General features: G+C 61.7%; 12 protein-coding genes. 1 reads left to right on the plus strand and 11 read right to left on the minus strand.

Translation table 11 applies throughout. The features are described 5' to 3' along the window. Window positions 1–43: 43 nt before the first annotated feature. On the minus strand, window positions 44–2,146 hold the full coding sequence (locus OHL11_RS13895; RefSeq protein WP_263372128.1) for a beta-galactosidase: 2,103 nt from the start codon (window positions 2,144–2,146) through the stop codon (window positions 44–46). Between the two features lie 72 nt (window positions 2,147–2,218). After that, the gene (locus OHL11_RS13900; RefSeq protein ID WP_263372129.1) at window positions 2,219–6,121 is read right to left on the minus strand and encodes a carboxypeptidase regulatory-like domain-containing protein; all 3,903 of its coding nucleotides are present in this window, start codon (window positions 6,119–6,121) and stop codon (window positions 2,219–2,221) included. A 352-nt stretch (window positions 6,122–6,473) separates the two neighbouring features. On the opposite strand from OHL11_RS13900, the gene OHL11_RS13905 reads away from it, so the two are divergent. Further along, on the plus strand, window positions 6,474–8,168 hold the full coding sequence (locus tag OHL11_RS13905) for an alpha-L-rhamnosidase-related protein (protein ID WP_263372130.1): 1,695 nt from the start codon (window positions 6,474–6,476) through the stop codon (window positions 8,166–8,168). A 9-nt stretch (window positions 8,169–8,177) separates the two neighbouring features. Here OHL11_RS13905 and OHL11_RS13910 read toward each other — a convergent pair whose 3' ends face one another. The 9 genes from OHL11_RS13910 to OHL11_RS13950 form a co-directional block, all read right to left on the minus strand. After that, the gene (locus OHL11_RS13910; RefSeq protein WP_263372131.1) at window positions 8,178–10,151 is read right to left on the minus strand and encodes a glycoside hydrolase family 127 protein; all 1,974 of its coding nucleotides are present in this window, start codon (window positions 10,149–10,151) and stop codon (window positions 8,178–8,180) included. Between the two features lie 108 nt (window positions 10,152–10,259). After that, a complete protein-coding gene (locus OHL11_RS13915; protein ID WP_263372132.1) occupies window positions 10,260–12,356 on the minus strand; it encodes a beta-N-acetylhexosaminidase in 2,097 nt (698 codons plus the stop codon). Beyond that, window positions 12,304–13,410 carry a hypothetical protein gene (locus tag OHL11_RS13920; RefSeq protein ID WP_263372133.1) on the minus strand — a complete coding sequence of 369 codons (1,107 nt, stop codon included), beginning with the start codon at window positions 13,408–13,410 and terminating at the stop codon, window positions 12,304–12,306. The genes OHL11_RS13915 and OHL11_RS13920 overlap by 53 nt, the downstream gene beginning before the upstream one ends. An 18-nt stretch (window positions 13,411–13,428) precedes the next feature. Next, window positions 13,429–14,946 (minus strand): hypothetical protein, encoded by a 1,518-nt coding sequence (locus OHL11_RS13925; protein WP_263372134.1) that lies wholly within the window; start codon window positions 14,944–14,946, stop codon window positions 13,429–13,431. 27 nt (window positions 14,947–14,973) lie between these two features. Further along, window positions 14,974–18,231, minus strand: coding sequence for a TonB-dependent receptor (locus OHL11_RS13930; protein ID WP_263372135.1), 3,258 nt, complete (start codon window positions 18,229–18,231; stop codon window positions 14,974–14,976). A gap of 69 nt (window positions 18,232–18,300) precedes the next feature. Continuing rightward, window positions 18,301–20,490 carry an NHL repeat-containing protein gene (locus OHL11_RS13935; protein ID WP_263372136.1) on the minus strand — a complete coding sequence of 730 codons (2,190 nt, stop codon included), beginning with the start codon at window positions 20,488–20,490 and terminating at the stop codon, window positions 18,301–18,303. Between the two features lie 210 nt (window positions 20,491–20,700). After that, window positions 20,701–21,906 carry a hypothetical protein gene (locus OHL11_RS13940; RefSeq protein WP_263372137.1) on the minus strand — a complete coding sequence of 402 codons (1,206 nt, stop codon included), beginning with the start codon at window positions 21,904–21,906 and terminating at the stop codon, window positions 20,701–20,703. A gap of 149 nt (window positions 21,907–22,055) precedes the next feature. Beyond that, window positions 22,056–22,550, minus strand: coding sequence for an MgtC/SapB family protein (locus tag OHL11_RS13945; protein ID WP_263372138.1), 495 nt, complete (start codon window positions 22,548–22,550; stop codon window positions 22,056–22,058). Window positions 22,551–22,563: 13 nt separating this feature from the next. Next, window positions 22,564–25,752, minus strand: coding sequence for an efflux RND transporter permease subunit (locus tag OHL11_RS13950; protein ID WP_263372139.1), 3,189 nt, complete (start codon window positions 25,750–25,752; stop codon window positions 22,564–22,566). Between the last annotated feature and the right edge of the window lie 28 nt (window positions 25,753–25,780).

A 25,780-nucleotide genomic window follows, 5' to 3' on the forward strand; every position in this document is an offset into this window, starting at 1 on the left:
TTTGCCTCGCGGGGTCGGTGAAACGATTGCGCGGATGGAAGGCTCAGCCGCCGCGGCGCCGTTGCAGGGAAAGCAGTGTTGGAGTGCCGCCCTGCTCGTCGAAAATGCGCAATGTATTGTGCTCCTTCAACCACGCTCGTGGCACGTGATAGTAACGCTGTGAGGGTTGGTCGCTGCCGGCGGGTGAGAGGAGCCAGTGGCGTCCGAGCGCGTGGCCGTTCAGCTCGAGCGAGCCCTTCGTGAGGCCAGTGGCGTCGAGGCGGTAGACATCTTCGTGCGATTGGCTGGCCAGAGGAAGCGAGAACGATGTCGTGTACCAGGTAAGGCCGTCGGCGGCGTGGGCGGTTTCGGCTTGCGGGCCGCGCAGGCCGGGTGTCATGGTCCAGCCGTGCAAGGGCTTGCCGTCAAGCTGCACGCCTTGCCAGATGCCTTTGCGCTCCATGTTCATGGGGTAGCCGATCTGCCAGTCGCCCTTGATGAGGCCGATGGCCACAGAGAGCAGATCGATGCGATGGTGGCCGGGCGGCATCGCGGGCAGTTTGAAGACGAAGCGATATCCGTCATCGTGTTCGTTGTCGTGATGATTCGCGACGATGAACGGATAGCGGTCGCTATGCGGGACGATGGGGCCGCGATTTTCGTAGAGCGAGCCGAGGTTGCGCTCGACGAGCTGGCTGTTGAGGTAGAGGTAGAAGAGGTCTCCGCCGTAGGGGATAGCAAGCTCCGCGCCGGAGCGTATCGGGCCTTCGATGGTGGTGGAGTACCAGCAGTAATCGGTGGTGTCGTGGGTGAGCAGGAGCTGCTCGACCGGTTCTTCGGCGGAGGTGTGGGGATGCGCGGCGCGGGGTAGCGGCTCGGCGGCGTGTTGCCAGGAGAAGTTCGTGGCGACGGTGGTCCAGTTTTGCGGCTTCGGCGGCGCGGCGGCGGAGGTCTTGTAGAGCGTGCGACCGTTCAGGCGGAGTTCGGCGGTGCCGCCGCCGGCGGTGTCCAGCGCGAGGGTGAGGGTATCGCCGGCGTGCGTCCATGTGGCCTCGGTCTGCGTGGCGGAGAGGGCCTTGCGCTCGCGTGCGCCCTCGAGCAGCAAGGGCTGCGCGGTGTGCAGCGCGCTATGCAAGCGACCCAGCTCGAGGCCAAGCGCGCTGGGTGAGCCGTACTCTTCAAGCGGAGCGTCGAAGTCGTAGCTGGTGGTCTGCAGATACATGGCGGTGCGACCGAAGTTCGTGCCACCGTGCCACATGTAATAGTTGAAGCCTGCGCCGCCGGCAGAGAGGAAGTTCAGGATGGCGGTGGCGAGGGTTTGCGGTTGTCGTGGCGTGGGGTGTGGCTGGCCCCAAAGGGCGTACCAGCTCGGATAGAGCTCGGACCAGAGCGCGGGCGCGTTGGGCGCAGCGACGTGCATCTCGTCCACGTGCTCGGGCGTTACGGTGTCGCTGTTGGCGGTGGCGAGCGCACCTTGCGCGCTGCCTTCGCATTGCGTCAACGGAACCTTGCCGAGGCCGATGCGTTCGGCGAGCTCCACCATCCAGCGCAGGTATTGCTGGCCTTCAGCGCCGTAGCGCTTGCTGATGTGGCTATACTCGTTCTCCACCTGCACGAGCACGATGGGGCCGCCGTTGCTGGCGAGGAAGGGCCGCACCTCTTCTGTAAGCCGCGTGAGATAGCTGGCGACGCGCTGCTGATACGGCGCGTTCAGCGTGCGGAAGGTGATGCCCGGTACATCGCGGAGCCACACCGGAAAGCCGCCGAAGTTCCACTCGGCGCAGCAGTAGGGGCCGACGCGGAGGAAGACGAAGAGCTTGCGTTCGGCGCAGAGGCGCAGGAAGAGGCGCAGGTCGGCGTCTTCGGTGAAGTGGAAGTGGCCGGGCTGCGGTTCGTGGATGTTCCAGAAGCAGTAGGTGGAGATGGCATTGAGCCCGAGCGCGACGCAGTGGTCCAGGAGTGCGGGCCACATCTCCGGCGTGGAGCGGGAGTAGTGCAGCTCGCCGCAGAGCAGCAGCACACGCTTACCGTGGACGATCAGCGAGCGCGCGTCAAAGCGTACGGCGGCGCTTTCGCTGAGCGCATGAAGACCAAAGCCCCGCGCTGCGCCGACATGCGCGGCCGCGAGGGCGGTGGATTGCAGAAACGTACGACGAGTGAAAGCCAAGCGATGCTCCGCGAAAGTGAATGCAATGGAGAAACCGCAGACCGGACGGCCGCCCGGTCTGCGGTAGTGGGGTTAGAAGTTGAATTCGGCGCCAAAGCGTACGACGCGAGAGATGCCTTGCGTGTTTACGGCGGCGAGGGTGCCGAAGCTGACGTTGGTGCCGCTGTATTGGCTGATGTTGTTGTTGGGAACGGTGGGGAACTTGCCGGTCGTGGTGTCGGGGGAGAAGGAGCTGAGGAGCGTGCGTCCGTTCACGCCGAAGTAGACCGGGTGGTTGAAGACGTTGGAGAAGTTGGCGTTCACCTGCACGCGATATTTCTTGTAGACCTTGAAGTCCTTGGCAACGCGCATGTCAAAGAAGAACTCGCGCGGGGAGCGGGCATCGCCCATGGTGCGCGGCACGTTGCCGAGCGCAGGTGCGCCGGGTGCCCCGGGGATGGAGAACGCCGCAGGATTGAGATACGGCGTCACGGTGCTGAGTGAGTTGAAGGGGTTCTTCTTCCAGTTGGGATTGATGACCGGAACGCCGGGAACGCGGTTGGGGCGCAGCGTGTATCCCGCGGGCAGTGCGGAGAAGACGCAGTACTGCGCGGTGCCGCCGGGGTTGCACTGATCGACGCCCTTCGGCGTGACCGACTGGTAGTAGCCGGGGTTGCCGAGCGCGACGTAGTTGGGGAAGCCGGACATCATGGAGGCGATGCCCGAGGTGGTGAAGCCGCCGATGATCTGATCGATGACGCGGACGCCGGTCTTGAAGCGGCGGTTGAAGCCGAAGGGCAGCGAGTAGCTGTAGCCGGCGCGGAAGCGGCTCGGCTGATCGAAGGACGAGAGCGAGAGTTCGGCGCGCGTATCGAAAGGGTTCTGCGGAGGTGCGGTGCCAAAGCCGCCGGCAAAGCCCGCGTTGGCCGCTACGTTGTCGAGGCTCTTGGACCATGACCAGTTGCTGAGGAAGGTGAGGTCCTTGGTCAGGCGCTGGTTCACGCTGACGTAGATGGCGTTGTAGTGCATGGTGCCGCGGCGCGGATAGATCTCCGGCAGGGTCTGGTTGAAGAAGTTCTGGTAGGGGTAAAGCTTCTGCAGCGCTGTTTCCTGCAGGATGGCAGCGGTGGGGTCGTTGTTGTTGTTGCGGATGTTGTAGGTGTTGTTGCTCTGCGCGGCGAGGTTCTTGCCCGCCTGCACGGCGGCAACGATGACGCCGAGTGCAGGCGTGTTGCGCGGATAGTTGAAGCCACCGTAGAGGTGTGTACCCTTCACGCCCTGGTAGCTGACCTGCACGACCGTGCGCGCCAGTGGCTGGTACTGCAGCGTGAGTCCCCAGGTCTGCACGTAGGGCACCGCGTTGGACTGGTCGACGAAGACGGGCGAGATGCCGGTGGAGAAGTTGAAGGGGCCACGCTGTCCGTTCAACGCGGTGTAGGCGGACTTGAGCGAGTTCGCGGGGATCGGGTTGGTGATGTAGTTCACGATCCAGCCCGGGGTGGTACCGCCGTTCACGCCGCCGACGCTGGAAGCGCCAACGTTGAGGTTGGGGTCGGGAATGTTCTCCTGCCCGCTGAGCGGGGGACGTCCGATGGTGTAAGAAGCGCGGATGGTGGACTTGCGCGTAGGCGCCCAGGAGATGCCGACGCGCGGCTCAAGGCCCCAGTGGTTGGTGGGCCAAAGCGACTGGCCGGTGCCGCAGGCGCCCGAGAAGCAGAAGGCGCCCTGAGAGGCCATGCTGTTAACCGTGCCCTGATAGCTGGGGTTCATGAAGGCCTGGTTGTTGTTCTTTTCCATGCGCGGTGTTTCCACTTCATAGCGCACGCCGATGTTGATGGTGAGGCTGGGCAGGGCGCGCCAGTCGTCCTGGAAGTAGCCGGCGTAGTAGCGCCAGCGATAGTAGCCGGGCACGGAGATGGGCGTGTTGGTGAAGCTGGTGATCGTGCCCTGAATGAAGCTGGCGAGTGTGCTTCCGCTGTTGGTGGTGCCGTTGCCGGTCTCCCCGGCGGCGAAGGAGTACTTGCCGCCAGTGAGACCGCTCAGGTCGTACTGATTGGACTGGTACCAGCGCATGTCGCCGCCGAATTGAAACTGGTGACGGTGCCAGGTCCAGGTGATGTCGTCGCCGACGATGAAGTTCTGGTCGATGTTGATCTGTGAGTTGCCGACACCGATTTGCGGGGTGTAGCTGTAACCGTTTTGTGCGAAGTTGCCGAGTGAGGGGAGGCCGTAACCAACCACCGCGGGCGTAAGACCGTATTTGGCAGCATAGTCCGCGTTGGTCGAGCTCGGTGGGGCTTTGCGCGGCTGGTTGACGCGCAACCACGAGTAGTGGAAGTTGCTGACGAGCGTGTTGGTGAGCACGCGCGTGTAGCCGATGGCGACGTCGTAGGTATGGGCCGCGTCGGTCGGCGTCTGGTTCAGCGGGTTGTTCACGTCCGTGGCGAAGTAGCGCAGCGCGGAGACCGGAATGCTCGTGAAGCGGACATAGATCTGGTTGGAGTTGTTGAAGACGTGGTCGATGCGCACGTTATAGCGGTTGTCGATGTTGTAGACGCCGCGGGCGTAGGTGCCGTTGGTGCCGTCAGTCTGGTATCCGCCATCGGCACGGTCGAAGGTGGCGTTGGGGCCGGGGTTGGAGGGTGTGGGCAGGTTGCCGATGACGAACTGCGCGAAGGCATTGTGCGCGAGGAGGTTCGAGATGTCGTTGGGGCAGGTGGTGGCACCGGGGTTGGCGCTGCGCCAGATATCGCTGCAGTCGGTGATGGGCCCACCGGGCACAGGGGTGTAGGTATTCAGTGAGGTCCCGGCAGGGAAGCCGTTGGCGTCGTAGCCAGAGGCATGGTTGTAAAGGCCCGAGTTGGCGATGTGCGGCGCGGCGCGGGCGGCGTCCCAGCCCTGCGTCTTCAGCGTGGTCTGGTTGACGAAGATGAGCGAGTCGTTGAACTTGCCTTGCAGTTCAGCGGGCGTGAAGTAGGTAGTGCGCTGACCGGTGCGGTTGCGCAGGCGCGCAGGCTCGAAGCTGACCTCGAAGAAGGTCTTGTCCTTGTGCGGATAAAGCCTGGGGATGTAAAGCGGGCCGTTGAGATAGAAGCCGTAGTAGTTCTCGTGGATGTTGTTCTTCAGCGTGCCGCCGAGCGGGTACGCGTTCCACCAGGGATCGGTATGACGCCAGGTGACCGAGCCGTGATATTTGCTGGTGCCGGCGGCGGAGGACATGACGATGGCACCGCTGGAGGTGCGACCGTACTTGGCCGACATGCCGCTGGTGACGACCGTCATCTCGCCGACGTTGCGGCCGGAAAGGTTCAAGCCTGAGCGCGGATAGCTGGCCTGCATCACGTCGGAGCCGTCGATGAGCAGCGCCGTCTGGCCGGGTTGCGAACCGCCGACGGTGATGTTCGCGCCGGGCAGCACGTAGCTGGTGAAGGCCGAGGGGTTCTCCGTGGCGATGCCGCCTGGGTTCAGCGGATCGCCGGTGACGCCAGGCACGAGCAACGCGGCCTCGAGCGCAGACTGCTCGGGATAGGGCAGCGACTCGATCAGCGCGTGGTCAACGGTGGTGCTGACGTCTGAGACGTCCTTCGAGAGCAGCGAGTCGGCCGACTCCACGGTGACCTGGAAGGTGTCGCTGCCGGTGGCGAGTTGCACGTTGGTCGTGACCGACTGCGCGGCGCTGACCGTGATGTTCGTGACAACGATGCGCGAGAAGCCCTGCGCGGTGGCCTCGATCTCGTAGGGGCCGGGGACCAGCGAGGTGAAGGTGTAGAGGCCGCTGGAGTTGGACTTTACATGCAGCTTGACGTGGGTGTCGGTGTTGGTCGCGGTGACGAGTGCGCCGGGGACGAGGGCGCCGGTCGCGTCCTTCACTTCACCGTTGATCGAGCCCTGACTGGTCTGCGCGAAGGCGCCTGTGCCGAGGAATACGGAGAGCAAAAGAAGGGTGCAGAAAAAGCTGACGTGACGTAGAGCGCGACCGATAGAATGTGTTGCCAACAACATGTGGTTCCTCCCCGGCGAAGCAGCGCTTCGGGTGCCTGCAACAAGGCCCATGGAAGGGACGCAGGCGGTGAATTTCTGCGGTAACATGGAAACGTTTCCGCAACGCGGCGATCAATGTATAGCAGCGCGCTCATTTTTGGCAACGGCAATTGTTGCGTCCTTCGATCGGAGCCGTTGCGGAGCTCGAAATGCTCTTGTCACGGCGGTTCACGAGGCCACGGGCGGTAACGTTGCTCCGCGAGCGGAAACCGTGTCGCGCACGTCTCTCTTCTCTGGAAGAGACAGCTCGAAGTCCCGCATAGTATCGTTTCCATTGCCGTCCGGCAGAGTTGAAAAGGAGAAGTTTGTGAAACGCTTGAACCGACGTGAAGCGCTGCAGGGAGTTGCCGGCAGCCTGGTGCTTGGAAGCCTGACCCCGAACGCGCTGGCCGCAGCCCTGCAGACGGCTGCAACTCCTGCTGCCGCCAAGCCGCCGATGGACGCGCGTCATGCGGCGTTCCTGGCAAAGGCGCAGGCGCTGATCCCGCAGCTCAACGAGGCGATCCTGAAGCCGGTGGCCATGGTGGAGCCGGTGGCCGACGAAAAGGAGTATCAGCGGTGGCGCATGCCGGTGTCGGGCACGGTGGCCGACGCCGAAGCGCGCCTGATGCAGCATGGCGATGCGGTAACGCTGGACTTTGGCCGTCACATGACGGGCTACTTCAGCTTCGATATCGAAGGCGTCGGGCTGAACATCGATTCCCCGGCACGCCTGGAGCTGCGCTTCGGTGAGGTTCCGGGCGACATTGCCGAGCCCTTCTACCCGTACCACGGTTCGCTTTCGGAGTCGTGGCTGCCCATCGATTCGGTGGACATTGAGAACCTTCCGCAGACGCATAAGATCGAGCGCCGCCACGCGTTTCGCTGGGTGCAGATCAAGGTGGTGTCGAACTCGAATGCATACAAGGTGCGGTTGAAGAACTTCCGCGCGAAGGCGATCACTGCGGCGAAGAAGACGCCGCCGCCTGCGCCCGCAAGCGCGCCGGAGATGCTCCGTCGCATCGACGAGGTGAGTCTGGCTACGCTGCGCGATTGCATGTTGACAGTGTTCGAAGATGGCCCGCGTCGCGATCAGCGTCTGTGGCTGGGTGACCTGCGGGTGCAGGCGCTGGTGAACTACGTTTCGTTCCAGAACTATGAGCTGGTGAAGCGTTCGATCTATCTGCTTGCGGCGTTTCCGGAGGACAGCGGCCTGCTGCGCGCGTGTGTGTTTGAGAAGCCGGAACCGCATCGCTCCAACAACACGATCCTCGACTATGCCGCGTTGTTTGTGCCGACGCTGCTGGAGTATGCGCATGCGTCGGGCGACGTGGCGACGGCGAAGGACCTCTATCCCGTGGCCAAGCTGCAGCTCGAGTTGCTGAGCAAGAATGTGAACGCCGAGGGACTGTTCGTAGACCCGAAGAACATCTGGATCTTCATCGACTGGCGCAAGGACCTGGACAAGACAGGTTGCGTGCAGGGCGTGATGATCTACAGCTACCGCAAGGCGATTGAGCTGGCGAAGCTGACAGGGCATCACGAAGATATCGCGGGCTATGAGGAACGCATCCGGCTGATGACTGACGCGGCGGTGAAGAACTTCTGGGACAAGGAGCAGCGCGTGTTTGTCTCAGGGCCGAAGCGGCAGGTTTCGTGGGCGACGCAGGCGTGGCTGGGGCTCGCCGAGGTGGTGTCGAAAGAGGATGGCGCACATGCTCTGTTGACGGCCACGCAGTCGCCGGATGCGATCCCTCCGGCAGCGCCGTACCTGTATCACTACGTGACCGAGGCGATGATTCTGGGGGGCGAGAAGGACGCCGCGCTGAAGATGATGGACAGCTACTGGGGCGGGATGGTGCGGGTCGGCGCGGACACCTTCTGGGAGGTTTACGACCCGAAGAACTCCAAGGCCTCGCCATATGGTGATGTGCACATCAACAGCTTCTGCCATGCGTGGAGCTGCGGCCCGGCGTACCTGCTGCGCAAGTATTACTGGAACATGTCCGGCGGCAAGGTCTAGGCGCTCGGCCTAGACCTTCGGGAAGACGGTGAGGCGAAGTTCGGTGGAGCCGAGAGGCACAAGCCGCAACTTCGCCTTTGCGTTTTGGGCGTTCGCAGCGTCGCGGGGAGGCAGCGGAGGCGTAAGCCGATCGCCCGTGGCGTCCGCAGGATCTGCCGTGGTCCAGTGAGGAAGCGCGGTGGCCTGCACGGTGAGCGAGCAGGGGGGATGCATCCACGGATCGTCGACGTCAGCGGTGCGTTCTAGCTGCGGCGCGGGCTGCTCGTCGAGCGCGTAGTTCCACGCGGAGCGGGCGTGCGCGTCCCACGAGGGATAGGCGGCCGTGGTCCATTTCTCCACGACGTGGCTGGACCACTGCGCGTCGATCGGCAACGAGTACACAAGCGGGCCGCACTCGTAGGCCACGCCGCCGTCGATGGTGGTGAGCTGACGGGTCTTCATCGGCAGACGCAGGCGCACGAGGGTGCCTGCGGTGAAGCGGCGATGCAGCGTGATGAAGCCGTGCTCGATGGCAGGCATGGCGAGGTCGTGGCCGTTGAGGCTGAGTTGTGGCGCATCGCACCATGCGGGGATGCGAAGCTTCAGCCCAAAGGTCGTCGGCTTCTCCGGATGGATGAGAAACTCGATCGTGTCGGCAAAGGGGTAGCGCGTGCGCTGCTGCACGGTGACGCGGGTCTTCGCTTCGCCAAGGCGCGTGGTGACGGAGTTGGCGCCATAGAGGGTGGCGACGAGTCCGCCATCGGTTGTGGTCATCCACATGCGCAGGGCGTAGTTGGGAAAGAGGCGATGCACGTTGCCGCCGCAGCAGGCGGTGCCGCGGCCGGGGTTGGGTTGGTAAGCCATCCAGTAATTGCCGTGCTTCAGCTTGTTGTGGTTCGAGGTTTCGCTGGCGACGACCTGATTAGGACATGAGAAGTATTGCAGGCCCTTCCAGTCCTTGCGGATGGCGCCCATGCCGGCGTTGAAGCAGGCGCGCTCGATGCGGTCGGCCCACAGGCCGTCGCCGGTGGCCTCAAGCAGGTAGCCCCAGGTCCAGGTGTGGTCGGTGATGTCGCAGGTCTCGTGCGAATCGAGCGAGGTGGTGGCGCCGAAGTGCTCGGTGGTGGAGGGAATGCCGTCGACGAGCATGTGATGCGTAAAGATGCGCTGCTGCGCGGCCAGGGCGAACTTCAGGTACTCGGGATTACCGGTGTGCGCGTAGAGGATCGCGGGCAGCTTCGCCATTTCGGCGTAGGTGACTCCGTGCGCCTTGATGGGGCCGCCGCCGTAGACGGCTTCATGATTCAGGTCGGCTGCGTCGTGCGGCTTGCCGGTGACGTATCCGTGCCACGCGGGTTCGGCCATGGCGAGCAGCGCGGGGTTGCCGGTACGCTCGTAGCACCAGAGCATCGTCTCCACGTTGACGGTATTGCGCGCGGCGATGTCATAGCCATCCTGCGCGGAGAGATAGAAGGACGAGAGAATCTCCGGGATGTTCTGCAGGGTGCCATTGTCAGAGAGCACCGTGAGGGCGCGGAAGAAAATAGCGTGCGGCCAGCGGTTGTAGTCCTGCGCTCCGTCGCGCATGTACTGCGGGCCGAGGTAGCTACCGTTGGCATGTGAGAGCGTGTAGCGGATGCGCTGCAGGGCGCGGTCGAGCAGTTTGGCGTCGCCGGTAGTGAGTGCGCAACGCACGGCGCCATCAACCCAGTAGGCGACCTGCTCCCAGGGCCACCAGGAAGGGCATTGCTCCTCGCCCTGCCAGTAAGGCGCGTCGAAGGGCCAGGAGGTGTCTGCGAGCGCGTAGCCGAGGGTGTCGGCCTGCCGGTTCAAGTAGAGCTTCAGCCAGCCGTCCGCGGTGATAGCGTTTGCCGGAAGCTCTTTGAAGGCCGCGTGGTTGGTGGCGGCGGGCGCGGGCTGCGCGAGCGAAGGTTGCGCGATGGCCGCGTCGAGGACCGCGAGCAGGGAGAGCGATAGGAAGTCTCGGCGATGAATGTGCGTCATAGGAACACGAACCGCGGTGGAAGCGGCGGTTGCTGGAAACGTTACCACCCGCAAGGCAAAACAGTAAAGCGCCCCGACGTCGTTGGAGTGATTGCGCGGGGATCGTCGTCAGCGGGCAGGCGTGGGTAGAAGCTTGTCGCTGCCGGACGAGGCGAGCACGAGAGTTCTGATGGCTTCGACGTTGGAGAGGAGCATCGCGCCATGTGGCTTGGCATCGGCTTCGAGCGACTGCAACGACTGGGCCCGCCACGCATTGGTGGTGGGAAGCTTTCTCGTTACCGCATGCAGGGCTTCGACGCCGATGGAAGCTGCGTCCGACAGCGCGGACGATGATGCTGCGAGGTCGTCGGACAGGGCGGAGGCTGCGAGCAGCGGGCGGAGTCTGCTGTCGTTCTGCTGCCACAGGTGCAGGAGCGCTTCGGCTTGCGCGATCTCGTCGGCGGTTGCCTTCCCTTCGAGGATGCGCCGGCAGAGAGCGGTGAACTGTCGTCCCGTATCGCTCTCAGGGCTGATGGCGTCGACCATGCGGTTCAGCGGCGTGAAGGAAGTGTATTGCCCGAGATGAGCGCGATCGTGTTGTTTCGGCGGCTCCTCCACGTCGCCGAGAACGCGGAGGGGTGCTACGTCCTGACCATTCGCTATGCGAGCGAGCATCTCGTTGTAAGACGAGCGGTGGTGTAGACCGTAGAGTTCCAGCAGAGTCGAGAGTGACGCGAGCCTGCGATAGAAGTCGATGTCGTCGTCGAGCAACGCTGGCGGCGACCAAAGCCTCTCGGCTACAGCGGCGCCGCGCGGCCAGATTCGACTGTCGACGGTCTCGCTGGAGATGTATTCCGTCCACATAGCGGCTTCTCCACCAATGATGTGAGCCTGCTCTGACGGTGTTAGCTGCTTGACCTCACCGGCGAGAGGATCGATTGCGTGATGGCTGCTCGCCGAAAGGTTGAGGTCGAGGTAATAGCCTTTGGAGAGGATCGCGGCGTGGTTGCTGCCAGCAGCGGTCGCCAGTGATTTTGCTCCGTGCCAGGACTGGATCACGACGTCCGATGCGGTCTGGGGCTGAAGTATCTCTTCCCAGCCAACGGCCGTTTTGCCGTGCGCGGCGACGATCGTTTGCACACGGCTGGAGAAGTAGCCCTGCAACGCGCGATCGTCCGTAAGGTGATGCTCGCGCATGAACTCGCGAATACGCGGATTCGCATTCCACTCCTTGCCGTTACATTCATCGCCGCCGATGTGGAAGTACGCGTCGGGAAAGATCGCGGCCATCTCCGCCACCAGTTTGTCGATGAAGCGGAAGGTTTCTTCTCGCGTTGGATCGAGAGCGGGGTCGAAGATGCCCCATTTCCGTTCGATACGATACGGCCCATCGCTGCTGCCAAGCTCAGGATACGCGGCGAGGACTGCGCTGGTGTGACCCGGCATGTCGAACTCAGGAATGACACGAATGCCTCGGTCACGAGCGTATTCAACGACCTCGCGCATCTGCTGCTGCGTGTAGAACAGCCCGTCTGACGCGGCCTCTGTGAGATGCGGCAGGACGTGGCTCTCAGCTCGGAAGCCTTGATCGTCGGAGAGATGCCAGTGAAAGACGTTGAGCTTTACGGCTTCCATGCCGTCGAGGTTGCGTTCGATCACTTCGATCGGCATGAAGTGACGGCTTGTGTCGAGCATCAGTCCGCGCCAAGCGAAGCGGGGATGGTCTTCGATCGTACCGGCTGGGATGTAGAAGCCATGCGCATCCAGTTGCACGAGTTGCAACAACGTCTGCAGACCATGCATCGCGCCGAGCGGGTTCGCCGCCGTGATCGTGATGTTTGCGCCGGTGATTTCCAGCCGATAGGACTCATCCTCCGTTGCGGTTTGAGCGGGAGCGCTCGGTCCTGAGATCTTCAAGAGCAGCGTCGCGTTGGGGTGAGCGGCGTCCCACACCGTGATACCGGTGCGTCTCGAGAGCACGCGGAGGAATCGCTCCGTAGCGCGATGAAGCCGAGGCTCGTCGTAACCTTCAACCTTGGTCGCGAACCCGGGAGTGATGGCGAGATGCTCAGCGTTCAGATGCATCGCCGCAGGCAGAGGCATAAGCGCTTGCGGCGTTTGCGCATGCAGGCCCACTGCAAAGACCGTAAAGAAGAGGAGGCTGCGGATGGATCTACCAATGCGCTGCAAAGTTCGCCCAATCTGTGCTGTAGCTCGCGTATCCATCGCTGCCGGTTCCGTCGGTGGTGAGATAAACGATGGCGCCTCCGAGATAACTCGACGCCGCGGCGTCTACGTTCGCAAGGCCTGCGGTGACACCCGGAGCCGCATAGGCCGTGTTCTCTGCAACCGCGTAGTGGTTCGGAGGATTGTTCGGATACGCGGGCATCGCGAACAAGACCTTCACGCCGTTCGTAGGCGCGGTGTGGCTTCCGTCAGTCCAATATTCTCCGGACACAGCTTGAAGAATACTGACTGTCTGCGCTTGTATCCATGCCTGATAGTCACTGCCGGATTGAAGCTTGGTGTCGTATTCCATCGCTACGATGAGGTCTACGTGCCCGGCCATGTAGTAGTAGTAGGTCGGCGTCCAGAAGTAGGTGCTCGCGGTGGTGGTGCTGTATTGCGGCGCTGCGAATGCGGTCAGCTTGCTTGTGCCGACAGAGGTGCGTACTCCGTCCATCAACAGCTTGAGGTTGTTGAACTGCGTGGTTGCTGCAGTGCTCGTGCCGCCTGCTGGCTCGAAGTCCATGAAGACGCCGTCGAAGGTGCGATTGGCGCTGCTTACATAACTGCCGGAGGCCGTTGCGCTGGTGAAACGTCCGGCTTCGGTAGCGATGTTGCTGCGCACCGAGGAGCTGCTGACGTCAACGAACGAAGACCCGCTGAGAAGACTGCCGCTGAGATATGCGAAGACCTGAAATTTGTATCCGGGATTCGCTGCTTCCCACGCGGAGACAGCGTTGAGGAATGCGGTGACTTGAGGCGCTGCCGCGGACCCGTTCGTGAGCGTACCCGTGCTGCCGATGTTGCCGCAGATGACGAAGAGCCGGTTGGTGCCGTAGCTGAACTGCATGTTCGTCGCCATCGTGTTGAAGTTTGCGCTGATGAACGATGCCGTGGTGACGTAAGCGTGCCCGAGGAATGCGCCGTTGTTACGGTGCACAGGAGTGGCAGAGGGTGTCGTGCCGGTCGTGCCATCAGAGGCCAGCGCGTGGTTCGCTCCGCAACCGGTGAGAAGCAGTATGGACGAGATCACGAAACGTAAGTAGCGATGCATCGAGGAAAACTCCTTGTCTTACCGGGAGGATGAGGAATGCTGGAACGAGATCATGACGGCGGAGAAGGGAGCAAGCTGGTATTCGAAGTTTCTTCCTTCGCGGAGCTTTTGCGCCGATTGCGTAGCCGTGAAATCTCCTCGAGCGTCTACCTCAGCCGCTCCAAACTGGATGCCGGTGGTTGCGTCGACGGCGGGCGCTGATAGAGTCTGGCAAACGACCTCATCGTAACGCGCGGAAGCATCGATGGCGACGGCATGATGAGCCGCCGTCATATTGAAGAGGGCCATGCGTAAGCCGGAGCCGCCGAGCGACGCATACGCGATGAGGTTGTCTCCATCGCTTCCGCTCACTCGAACCAGCTTGCCGTTGGCCATCTTCGCGGCCAGCATCATGCCGTAGAAGATGGGGCGCGCGTGGAAGCCTTCTTGCTGCGATCCGGCGATTGGTGTGTAGTACGAGTCTGCCGCGCTGGCCTTCGCGACATCGTCTCCAGGAAGGGTGCCGCCGAGTGAAGCCTTGATCTGTCGCGCGCTGCCGCCGTGGAAGTTGATGCCCGAAAATCCAGCGGCAAGAAGGCGCAGCGTAAGCTCACCCGCCCAGAGTGCCGAAGCCATGGTGTTCGAAACTCCAGGCTTACCGCCGAGATAGCAGGAGTTGACCTCCGTCATGCGGTAGGGGAGGTGCGCCAGCTTACCCGCGCTCTGCATCACCGCAATCTCAGGAAGGATTTTCTTGTTGTGTAGCAGCGCTTCGATCGTGGACGCGGGGCTTGTGGGCGGACCTTCAGCGTAAAAATGATCCGTGATCTCAGCGAGCCGGTCGCCGAGGATCGGAGGGACTCGCTGCGCGAAGAGCTCCATCCACTCCCGCTCAGCGCCCATGTCCGGGCCGGAGACGCGAGAGTGCGGGACGCGCTTCAACACGGCTTGCGCGAAGGGTAGCCACTCGTCGATGTAGGCGCTGGCGTTCCAGGTTGTGGGGCGCAGCTTGTAGCGGATGTAGTTGTTCGGCTCATTGCCAATCTGAAAGTACTTCAGCTTGGTGCCGAGGATTTGCGCTACTTCTGCGGCCTCTTCGGCAACGCGCTCGGGCGTCGCTGTGCCGAGATTCAAACCGTAGATGCAGTTCCAGCCCGTGGCATCGAGAAAGCCCCGCAGGTTGCGCAGAGCCTGAGGCGTAATGGGCGTGAGCGTGGCGGGTTGTGTGGGCAGCGGCGTGTAGGCCGGTGGCGGCGTAGAAGGCGCCGCCTTGAAGTACGAGAACTCGCTTGTGTTTCCGCCGAGCCGCAGATTGCCGCTAGGGGAGAGCGTGCGGAACAAGCGGATCAGGCCGGTGTTTTGCGGCGAAAAGAACTCCGGTTCGCCGAGCTGAGTTGATTCGTAGCTGAGGCCCATGAAGTCATGCGGCATGGAGGCGATCACGTCGTCCGGATGCACGGTGAGGATGCTCGCGGGCTTGGTGGTTTCCGCGAGAAGATTACCGCGCAGCAGGGCAAGTGTCGCTGGCACGCCAACGAGGAATGTACGACGATCCATCGAGCTGGTCCTTTTCTTTTGGGCTCGTTAGAAGAGCAGTTTTGCGCCGACCTGCAGGGTGCGTACCGTGTTCGCTGTGCTGATCTGTCCGAAGAGCGATGAGCTGACGGTGCGGCCGTTCTGCGAGGGGGTGCTGTAGCTGGCGATGTTGAGAATGTTCGTCGCGTCGCCGCGCACTTCCAGGCGCGTCTTCCGCAGGAGAGGGAAGCTCCTCACCAGCGACATATCTACGTCGCGGAACGCGGGACCTTCGAGGAAGTTACGGGGCGAGCTCCCATCGACAGGCTTGCCGGTGGTGACTGCGTTCTGTGCGAACGCGGCTGTGTTGAACCAACGCGAAGGGAGCGGACGATCGACATGCGGGTCGCCGACGAGCTGTGCGCGATCGTAGCTGGACGAGCCATCGAGGTTGGCATCGACGCCGTTCAGGATGGTGAACGGCTGTCCGCTGCGCAACTTGGTGATGGCGGAGACCCGCCAGCCGTTGACGGTTGCGCGCACGAAACGATCGGCTGCACGGACGTGCGGATCCCAGATGAGCGAAATCGCGACAGAGTTGCGTGTGTCATTCGACGTGAGGCCACGCTCTGCCGAAAGCTTCGAGTAGTCCTGCGCGCCGGAGTTCGCCACCGCCTGCTGCAGATCGACGCTGGAGATGGACTTCGACCAGATGTAATAACCGGAGAACTGCAGGCCGAACGCAAGGCGTTGATTCACCGAGGCCTGCAGGCTGTGGTAGTTCGAACGCTGATCGGAATTGATCAGAGCGATCTGCCCGAACTTCGGGTTGGGTCGGCGTGCCAGCACGTTCGCTGAAGCGTTCGTCGCTGTTGCCGAAGGTACGGGGTAGTTTACGTCGGTCGCGAAGGGAAGGTCATGACCGAGTGAACCGACGTAGGCGACCTGAAGGCCGAGCGTCTTCGTCATCTGCTGCTGCACCGAGGCATTCAGCGCGATGGTGTACGGCGCGTTGTAGCCCAGAGCAACGCCGGTCATAGAAGCTCCGGTGACCCATCCACGCGAGAACGGGAAGGGGTTGCCACCGGTCAGATTGCGATACGGATCAGAGAGCGTGGCTCCCGTCGTCGTGGCCGCGTTGGTGAAGGTGAAGTTGAGGGAGTACGGCTGGAAGTTCTCCATCGTGTTCCACTCATTGCCTGACATGCTTCCCCAGAAGATGCCTGCGGCGGCGCGGATGGCGGTGGTGCCTTTGCCGGTAGGATCGAAGGCAAAGCCGAAGCGCGGCGAGAGATGTCCGATGCGCACGGGGATGATGCCGCGTGTCACGCCAGCGTCTCCGGGGAAGAGCTGGCCGACAGGTGCTGCGGTGTAGACAGAGGACTGGCGGCCGGCGACGTACGTCGTCTCCTTGTTCTCCGGATCAGTAGGCGGCGTTTGAACGTCCCAGCGGAGGCCAAGGTTCAGCGTGAGTCGCGGCAGAACGCGCCAGTCGTCCTGGAGGAAGAGCGACGCGTTCCAGCTATTGGTAGAGCCTGTTACTGGAGAGGCCTGCGCCACGGAACTGGGGATGCCGATGAGGAAATCGGCGAAAGCGTTCGAGTGCTTCACGCCGGCGATGGTCGCACTGGTGACCGTGCCACCGAAGCTGAAGGTCCCGTAGTTCGCCTGCGTGACCGCTTGCTCGTCTTTGTCCAGCGAGAGTTCGCCGCCGAAACGCAGCGAATGCTTGCCGTGGGTGAAGCTCACCAGGTCGCGAAGGGCATAGAAGTTCGTACCTGCCTTGGGGCCGGCCACCGCATTGCCGAGTGTGAAGAAGTTCGTCACGGTAATCTGCGGCAGCGCCTTTGGACCTTGGATCGCAAAGGTAGAACCTAGGTCGCCGAGCGAGGTCTGCGGCGTATTGACGCGTGCGCCCAGGTTGCGGGTATAGCTCACCCATGCCTGGTTCACCAGCGTGGGTGTGATGGTCCACGTGTGATTGATGATGGCGTTCTGTTGACGCCAGATATAAGCGGTCTGCGACCACGGAAGGTTCGTGGCCGAGGCATTCGCGACGGCAGCGCTGTGGCCGCTCGTGTTGAAGTACATCACGCTGAGCCGCTGCATCGGAGTGAGCTGCTCGTCGACCTTGGCGAGGAACTCGTCGGAGACATAAGGAACGGAGACGAAGCCCTTCCAGACGGTCTGTCCTGCTGGAAGCGTCGGAATGTAGCGGTTGATGATGGTGCTGGCGACCTGATCGATACGGTTGGCGCAGATGACGCCGGTGCGACCATTGCAGACGAAGACTTGCTTCGTGAGCGGATCAACGGGCTGTGAGGCCGCGGGATCCGCCGAGAAGTCGCCAGCGCGCTCTGCTTCTGTCGGCACGACGGCGGTGTTCATCAGCGTGCTCGTGGTTTGGCGCAGACCCGCGTAGGAGCCGAAGAAGAAGGTGCGATCTTTGCGGATGGGCCCGCCGATGGCGCCGCCGAACTGGTGACGATTGAGCGGTGCGGTCGCAAGACCCGAGGAACCCCATTGCTTCGCGGCCAGGGCATCATTGCGATAGAACTCGAAGAGGCTTCCGTGAAACTTGTTCGTTCCTGAACGGGTGACTGCGTTCACGATGCCATTGGGAAAGCGCCCAAACTCTGCGCTGTAACCGTTGGTCTGCACACGGAATTCGGCGAGTGCATCGGGGTTCGGCAGAATGTTGCCGGTGTTGCGCAGACCCGTGAGGTTCGGTGCGCCATCGAGGAAGTAGTTGACCGAGCCCGTGCCGGCGTCCGAGCCGCCATTGATGATGGTGCGCTGCTCGGGGTAGCCAAGCACGATCGAGTTCTGGTTGGACTGTACGCCAGGCACGATATCCAGCAGGGTGTAGGGATTGCGGTCCACGAGCGGAAGATCGACGATCTCTCGCTCGCTGATGGTGCTGGCGATCTCACCGTTGCTGGTGTTCACCAGTGGAAGATCATTGGTCACGGTCACCGACTCGGTGGTTTCACCCACGGTGAGCGCAACGTTCGTGGTGGCGATCTGTCCCACAGAGAGCGTGATGCCCGTTTGCACGTAGGTCTTGTAACCCGATGCACTGATCTGGACGCTGTAATTTCCGGCAGGTAGAAACTCCGCGCGGAACTCGCCGCTGCTATTGGCGACGGCCGTGCGAGCGTCGCCCGTGTCCAGGTTCGTGGTGATGACGCTGGCCTTGGGTACAGCGCCACCGGACGAGTCAGTCACATGGCCTACGATCGTGGCTGTTGTCACCTGCGCATAGGAGGAGGCCATGCTGATACAGAAGAGACAGACCATCAGGAGAGTTGAATAAACGCGACGCATAAACTCCATTCTGTGAGACCTAAGAGTGAGGCAAATTCTGTGTTGTGGCTCAAGCAACGTACCGAGTCGTTATGGCATGGAGGAGCCGTTGCCGGTGCTCGCGCCTGCGGCCAATGCCGCTGCGATTGGTGTGATTACGGGAGCCGCGGAACCGACCAGCTCGACAACGCCTGTGCCTGAGCCGTCCGTCGAGTTATTGCCAATCCACACGTTGCCAGTTGGATCGATGGCCACGCTACGAGGGCCGTTAGGATACTTCGCGGTGGGGAAGATGGTGGAGTCTTTCTGGTAGCCGCCGGTTGGCTTGTTGCTGGACGTCAGCGTGCCAGTGGGTGAGATCGCCGCTCCGGTAGCGGAGAATTCGTTGATCATGTATTGCGCGGGGCTGGTGGCTCCGGTGACGTAGTTTCCGCCAGAGCTTGAGGAGCTCACAGTCCAGAGATTTCCCGCGCCGTCCGCCGCGAGTCCACGCCCCCAACTATTGCCCGCAGCATACTGCGCGCTATCGGTGATCGTGACAGCTTGTCCTGCGGTGGATGCCGGGGTCACGAGCGACAACGTATTGGAGACCGAGCTCGCAGTGTTTGATCCGTTGATAAGAGCCATTTTCCTGTTCAATCCTGCGGCTATGCCGTAGGGGTTTGTGATGTGTCCCGTGTCCCCGGATGCAGAGGTGCTGGCGACGATGCTGCTCTGGAAGCCGTTGTAATAGTTGCCGGCAGTCGTCGTCGTGCTTGGGTACACCTGGTACAGGGATCCGCTTGAGGCGGTCTGCAGTACCCAGACGTTGCCCGCGGTATCGGCCGAGAGATAGAACGGGCCGCTACCCACTGCACCGACCTTCCTGGCCGTAGCTGGAGTGACGGCCGTGGCAGCGTTGGCGAACTCGTCGACCTCTGTGCCGGAGACCGAGGTGTAGAAGACATTTCCTACGCCATCCGCGGCGATGGCGTAGGGAACATGGAGCGTCGGCCAGGTCGTATAGCTACTCGCATTCGGATCGTAGCGATATACGTTGGCTGCGCTGTTGCTGGCGATCCAGATGTAGCCGGCGGTGTCGATCGTCAACGCCTTCGAGGTCGCCACATTGGTACCCAGATCACAGACCATAGGCGCGCCCGCGGGTGTCAGCGCCATCAGGTTGCCGTTGGCGGAGTCGCCTGCGGCCCATAGATTTCCTGCGCCATCGACGGCGAGATCATAGGCACCGCCAAGGAAGGTCCCTGCAGTGCACGCGCTGGCACTGTCGTAGCGGATCGCCACACTCCAGTCGGTTGGCGCAGTGGTGAGCGACGGCTGGAACGGTGCGTCTGCGCTGATGAGGCCGAAGGCTGCGTTGATGTTGGCCGCGCTGCCGCTTGCAGGGTTGCTGAGCATGAAGTAGGCCGCCTGCAGCACGTCCGTCGGGGCGGAGAAGGTGATGCCGGGCTGGCTGGTAACGGCGGGCGATGGCGCTGGAACGCTTGCGAAGAGCGTCGAGCACTGCGCCGCACTGGAGGAGGTTTGATTCACGCAAGCGGCCAACACGTTGGCGATGGCGTTGATCTTCTTCGTCTCCGGAGTGATCGTCACGGTGACAGACGCGGAGTGCCCAGCGGGCGTGGCGCTGACGGTGTTCGAGCTGTAGGCCGCTCCGGCGGCTTTGTCGACCATGTTGCTGATCGTCGCCACGCCATTCTGGAAACCCGTCTGCGCCTGCGTGGATGCGGGCGCGCCGAAGCTCTCAGTATTGGGATTGAAGTATTGCTGCAGGGCGGCCATCGTGGCGACAGTGGTTACCTCGTTCAGGTCCACAAAGGTCGCAGAGGTGATCTGGCTGCAGCGGCCCAGAGCGATGGCGAATGCCGCGGCGGAGTTAGTGGCAGTACCTGTGCCTTGGGTAATTCCGCCGGTCGAGATGAGGTACATCTGCGGATCGCCCGACGAAGGGCAGCCCCAGGAGGATCCGCTGGAGTTCGTCACACCCGTGTTCGTGGCCGACTTCGAGAACTGGAAACCGCCATCGGGAGCCGACGAGGTAGTCGTCGCATAGAGCGTTCCAGCAGAACCATATCCGCTCGTACCGGCTGCGTACAGCCTCACGAGAGCGCCGACGACAGGTTGATTGCCACCATGCAGCTTACCGCTGAGCGTGCCCTGGGAGCCGGACAGGCTTTCTGTGGAGCCCGACAGGGCTACGTTTGCGCAGCCGCTGGTGAGAACAGCGGTTCCAGACAGACCGATTGCAAAGAATGCGGCCGCCCAACGAGAGGGAAACACCTGCCATTTCATGGAGGAACTCCGACGAAGCAATTTCTGAGGAAACTGCGCCATTGGTAACAATCCGATGAATGCGCTGAATAGGTGTCATACGGCGTCATCCTGCCTTATGCTGGACGATCCTTTATTTTCAACAGCGTAGAGCCGTTGTAACAGGTTGTAACAAGTGCATGGAGGCTGGTTTTTATGGTTGGCCATCGCCGGCGTCCGCTACCAGGTGTGAGTCGCGACGATCTGCGTCGATCCGAGTTGACCGTGGACGACCTCGGTCTTGAGGACAGCTTCGAAGTTCGTGTTGCTCAACCCCTGGGGAAGCTGCTTTTCGAGTTCGCGCAGTTCCGAGGCAGATACGCTGAACTCCCCGGCGGCACGTGTTCCGATCGTCCCGACTCCGGCGAGGAGCATGACAGGAGATTGCGTGGTCGGGTCGAAGAAGCGAGCCACCAGGGCGTAGTCGGTAGTCTGCCGCGTTCTCGGTTGGGAGAAGTCGACCGACCAGCCGCGAAACTGGGGCCGCGTCGCATCAGCGATGTAACCTGTCGCTCCCTCGGTCTCAAAGTGGAAGCGCAGCGGCTTGGCGAGCAGCAGGGTCCACTGATTATTGTTGGCGTTGATCAGCACGATCGGTTGGCGGTGGAAGCTGTCGAGCGTTTCGGCATCGGCTTCGCTGATTTTGTACGGTTCGCGATGGGCCTGCAGAAAGGCGGCTACGTTCGCGATCGCCGACGCAGTTTCGAGCGTTACGCGGTGGCCACCCTGCAGATAAGCTGCCTCGATGCTCTGGTTACCGGCGTTATTCAGGCTGGTTTCGGGTGGCGTTCCTGTACAGATCTTGACGAGAGCGGAGTCGCGCAGCAGCGGACCCCAGAACGCCTCCACCGCGTCCGGCTTCTGTCCAAAGGATCGATAAATGACGATAGTCGCGACCAAGGCTGCGGCGACGGCGAGCAATGCCCCCAGGCCCCAGCGGCGCCTGGGGGCTGCGATGGCGGGAGACGGCTCTGAAGGCAGCGGTATATAGAGCGTCGTTCGCGATTCGCTGAGTTCGACCGGAGCCGATACCGTGTCGGGCTCGGCTAACCGGTGCGAGAACGTCGGCACGTAGGAACCTACGGGCAGGGCGATTTCGATGCTGTCGGTGGGGGTGTTCTGGTAATACTGCGCGAGGCGTTTGCGGATTTCGGCGGCACAGAAGCGGACGACGGGGTCCGCATTGGTGTCGTAATCGATGTCGCGCTTGAAGACTTCGATGCCAATGGTCCGCTCTTTGAGCGAGCCATAGTCGCCTTCCAGAGCCTTCTCAACGATGTAGCGCAGGAGCGCAGAGTATCGCGAACTGCGACGAAAGAGATCGTTCTCCAGCAGCACACCGAGCTGTGCCAGAGCGGCGGTTCTGTCGTCTTGTGTTGTTGGCACCCATCGTTCCGAGGCCGGGGCTCGATTTGCCATCCTGTAGCTGGTCCCTTGTAGCGTACGTTCAGGATAGCGGTCTTCCAATCAACGCGCTACGAGGAATCAGAAGATACCGGACCTGCGGGTAGGGGACTCAGCTTCGTGAAGATGGTTCAGTCGTGTTCAGTGTTGCGGCTTTCCTCCGTGGGCACGGGCGTTCCGGGCAACTGGCGCAGGAGCAGCGGGAAGACCAGGGCGATGATGAAGTACGCGATGGTCGTGACAAGAGCAAGGAGCAGAAGGCCCGCGCCGCAGGCCATGCCAATACCCGTGACGAGCCAGAGCGTGGCGGCGGTGGTCACGCCTTTTACCCAGTCACCTTTGACGAAGATCAGCCCCGCGCCAATGAAGCCGATTCCAGTGACGATCTGCGCGGCGACGCGCGAGGGATCGAGGACGATCCGGCCTTCGGAGAGGACATCCATAAATCCATACTTGGAGACGAGCAGAAACAGAGCCGCAGTGGTGCCGACGACCGTGTAGGTGCGCAAACCCGCACTCTTGTGGCGCAGCTCGCGCTCTAACCCGATGGCGGCAGAGAGCACAAACGCTGCGCCAAGTTCTGCGAGCTGCTTCAGACCTTGACCGTCAGAGTGAAAAAGATTCATCTGCGCTCCACAGCTAAGCGTGATGTGGCTCCGCATCATGTTCGGCGAAGTTCTTATCCTTGTACACCAGGAAGAACCCTGCGGGAACCAGGAAGACGGTGAGGATGACCGAGACCGTGAGTCCTCCGATGAGCGCCTGCGCGAGCGGGGCGTAGGCTTCGCTACCCTCGCCGAGCTTGAGGGCCATCGGCAGCAAACCGATGAGCGTCGCGAGTGATGTCATCAGAATCGGACGAAGACGTACTCGGCACGAGGTCGTAATCGCTTCACGGACGCTCATGCCCTCCTTCAGCAGGTGGTGAGCGAACTCCACGATGAGGATGCTGTTCGAGAGCGCGATGCCGGCCAGCATGACGACGCCCATCAGCGACATCACGTTCAGCGTCGTTCCCCAGAGCAGCAGTGTGACGATGACGCCAGTGATGCCTGGGGGCAGCGCCAGCAGAATGATGAAGGGATCGATGAATGAGCGGAACTGCGCAACCAGGATGAGGAAGAGCAGCAGGACGGAAAGCGTAAGGCCGATCGCGAAGCTCTTGAAGGACTGGTTCATCGAGTTCACGCTGCCGGTCAACGTGACGTCGGTGCCTTGAGGCGGGTGTGCGGAGGCGACGATCTTGTTGATCTCGGTAGTGATGCGGTTCAGCGCCTCGTTCTGCGGGCGCACGTAGATGTCCACGAAGCGACGAATCTGTGTGTGGTCCAACTCGGTTGGGGCTTTGAACTGCTCGATGTTCGCCACCATATCGAGGCGCGTCGGCGACTTGATGTTTGCGCCGTGCAACGGAATGGCTTTCAGATCTTCGAGCGACTTGATCTGACCTTCTTTGTACTGCACGGTGAGGAAGTAGTTGTTGCCACTCTTCGGATCGATCCAGATGCTTGGCGCGATCATCTGGTTAGAGGTGAGCGCGGTGATGATGTTGGAGACGATCTCCTTTTCGGTCAGGCCGAGCTCGTCGGCGCGCGTACGGTCGACGGAGATGCGCAGCGACGGATAATCAATGTCCTGCGGGATGTACACGTCAGCAACACCGTCGATCTTGCGCACCTGAGCGGCGATCTTCTGCGCGGTGTTGTAGTCGCCGGTCATATCGTTGCCGGCGACGCGAATATCGATGGGAGCGGGAGCGCCCATGTTCAGCACGCCGTCTACAAGACTGCCGCTGGAGAAGAAGGTCTGTAGTTCCGGCATCTGCTGCGCCAGCGCCTTCTTCACTTCGTCGATGTAGGTGTAGCTGCTGACCTTGTGATCTTCGGAGAGCGCAACCTGCGTGAAGCCGGTATGCATCGCCGCGTTCTGCGTGAACAGTGCAGAGAAGCCGGGATCAACGCCGAGGTTGCTAACCGTCAATGCGAGGTCGTGCTTCGAAACGATACCGCGAACGATGCCTTCGATCTTTGCTGCTTCTGCTTCGGTAGCGGTGAGCTTCGTACCCGAAGGCGCTTTGAAGTTGATGACGAACTGACCCGCGTCTGTACGTGGGAAGAACGAAAGTCCCAGCAGAGGGAAAAGGCAGAGGCTCAGAAGAAACACCGCAGCGAAGACGCCGAGTACCAACTTCGGCGCTTCGAGCACCTTGTTCACGAGCGAATCATAGCGATGCAGCATCTTATCGAAGCCACGCGTGAACGCCGCATTGAAGCGTGCTCCGAAGCTCTGCTGCTTCGAGTCCGCCGCTGCGGCGACGGCGTACTCACCCTCTGCCGATTCGTGAACCACATCACCATGCGGGCTCTTGATGAAGTTCGCGCAGAAGAGTGGCACTACCGTCAGCGCGACGAAGTACGACGCGAAGAGGGAGATGACCACGGCGAGTGCGAGTGCAGAGAACAGGAAGCGGCTGACGCCGTACAGCATCGTCACGGGAAAGAACACGACGACCGTCGTCAACGTGCCGGCGAGTACGGGCAGAGCCACTTCCTTGCCACCCTTTTCCGCGGCGACCACAGGAGGTTCTCCGCCTTCGAGATGACGGAAGATGTTTTCGAGCACGACGACGGAGTTGTCGATGAGACGCGAAAGTGCGAGTGCAAGACCGCCCAGCACCATGCTGTTGATGGAGCTTCCTGTGAGCTTGAGAACGAAGAAAGTCGCGAGCAACGAAAGCGGAATGGAGAAGAAGACTGCGATGGTTGCTCTCATGCTTCCGAGGAAGATGAGAATCATCAGGCAAGTCAGGAACAGACCGACGCCACCTTCGTGCAGCAGCGTTTCGATGGCGGTCTTCACGAACCTCGACTGGTCGAACACAACCTCCGTCTTCAAGGAGGCAGGAACGTCATAGAGTTTCTTCAGCGTGGCGCGGACACCATTGACGACCGAGATCGTGTTGGCATCGGCACCAGCCTTGAAGATCGGCAGATAGACAGCTCGTTGTCCGTTCACACGCACGACGTTGAACTGACGGCTGAAGGAGTCCTGCGCTACGGCCACATCGCCGATGCGTACGGGGGATTGGCCCACCATCTTGATCGGCACCTGGCCGATGTCCTTCACGCCACCAAGCATGGAGTTCGTGTAGAGGTCGTAGTCGTTGCGGCCGATCTCGACGTCACCCGCAGGTAGGATGACGTTGGCTTCATTCACCGAGCGCACGACATCCATGGGGCTGAGTTGATGCGCCTCGAGCTTGTACGGATCGGCGTACAGCATGATCTGCCGCCACTTGCCGCCGAAGGGCTGCGGAACGGAAGCTCCCTCTACGCTGGCAAGCTGGTTGCGGACGAAGTTCTGCCCGAGATCCTTGAGCTTGCTCTCATCCAACCCGGAACCGGAGAGCGTGACCAGATTCACGGGGATACTCGCTGCGTCCTGCTTGAGGATGATGGGCGGGTAGGTACCCGGGGGCATGTCGCGCAGATCGCTCATCGCAAGGGAAGAGATCGTCGCAGCATCTGCGTCTGCATCCGTGCCTGCGCGGAAGTAAACCTTGATGAGGCTGACGCCGGGGAGCGAGCGAGACTCCATGTGATCGATGCCGCTGGCGAGCGTGAACTGACGTTCGAGGTGATAAGTGATGTTGGTTTCAATCTGCGCGGGCGGCATACCCGAGTAGAAGGTCGCCACCGCCACCACCGGCATATTCACGGCGGGAAACATGTCGACCGGCATGTCGGATGCGCTGACTGTGCCCAGGATCATCATGACCAGGCACAGGACCACGATCATATAGGGGTTTCGTATGGAGAATCCCGACATCTTTCCTCGCTCTTTCTACTCGAAACAG

Source organism: Granulicella cerasi (assembly GCF_025685575.1).
In the GTDB taxonomy this organism is placed as follows: domain Bacteria; phylum Acidobacteriota; class Terriglobia; order Terriglobales; family Acidobacteriaceae; genus Granulicella; species Granulicella cerasi.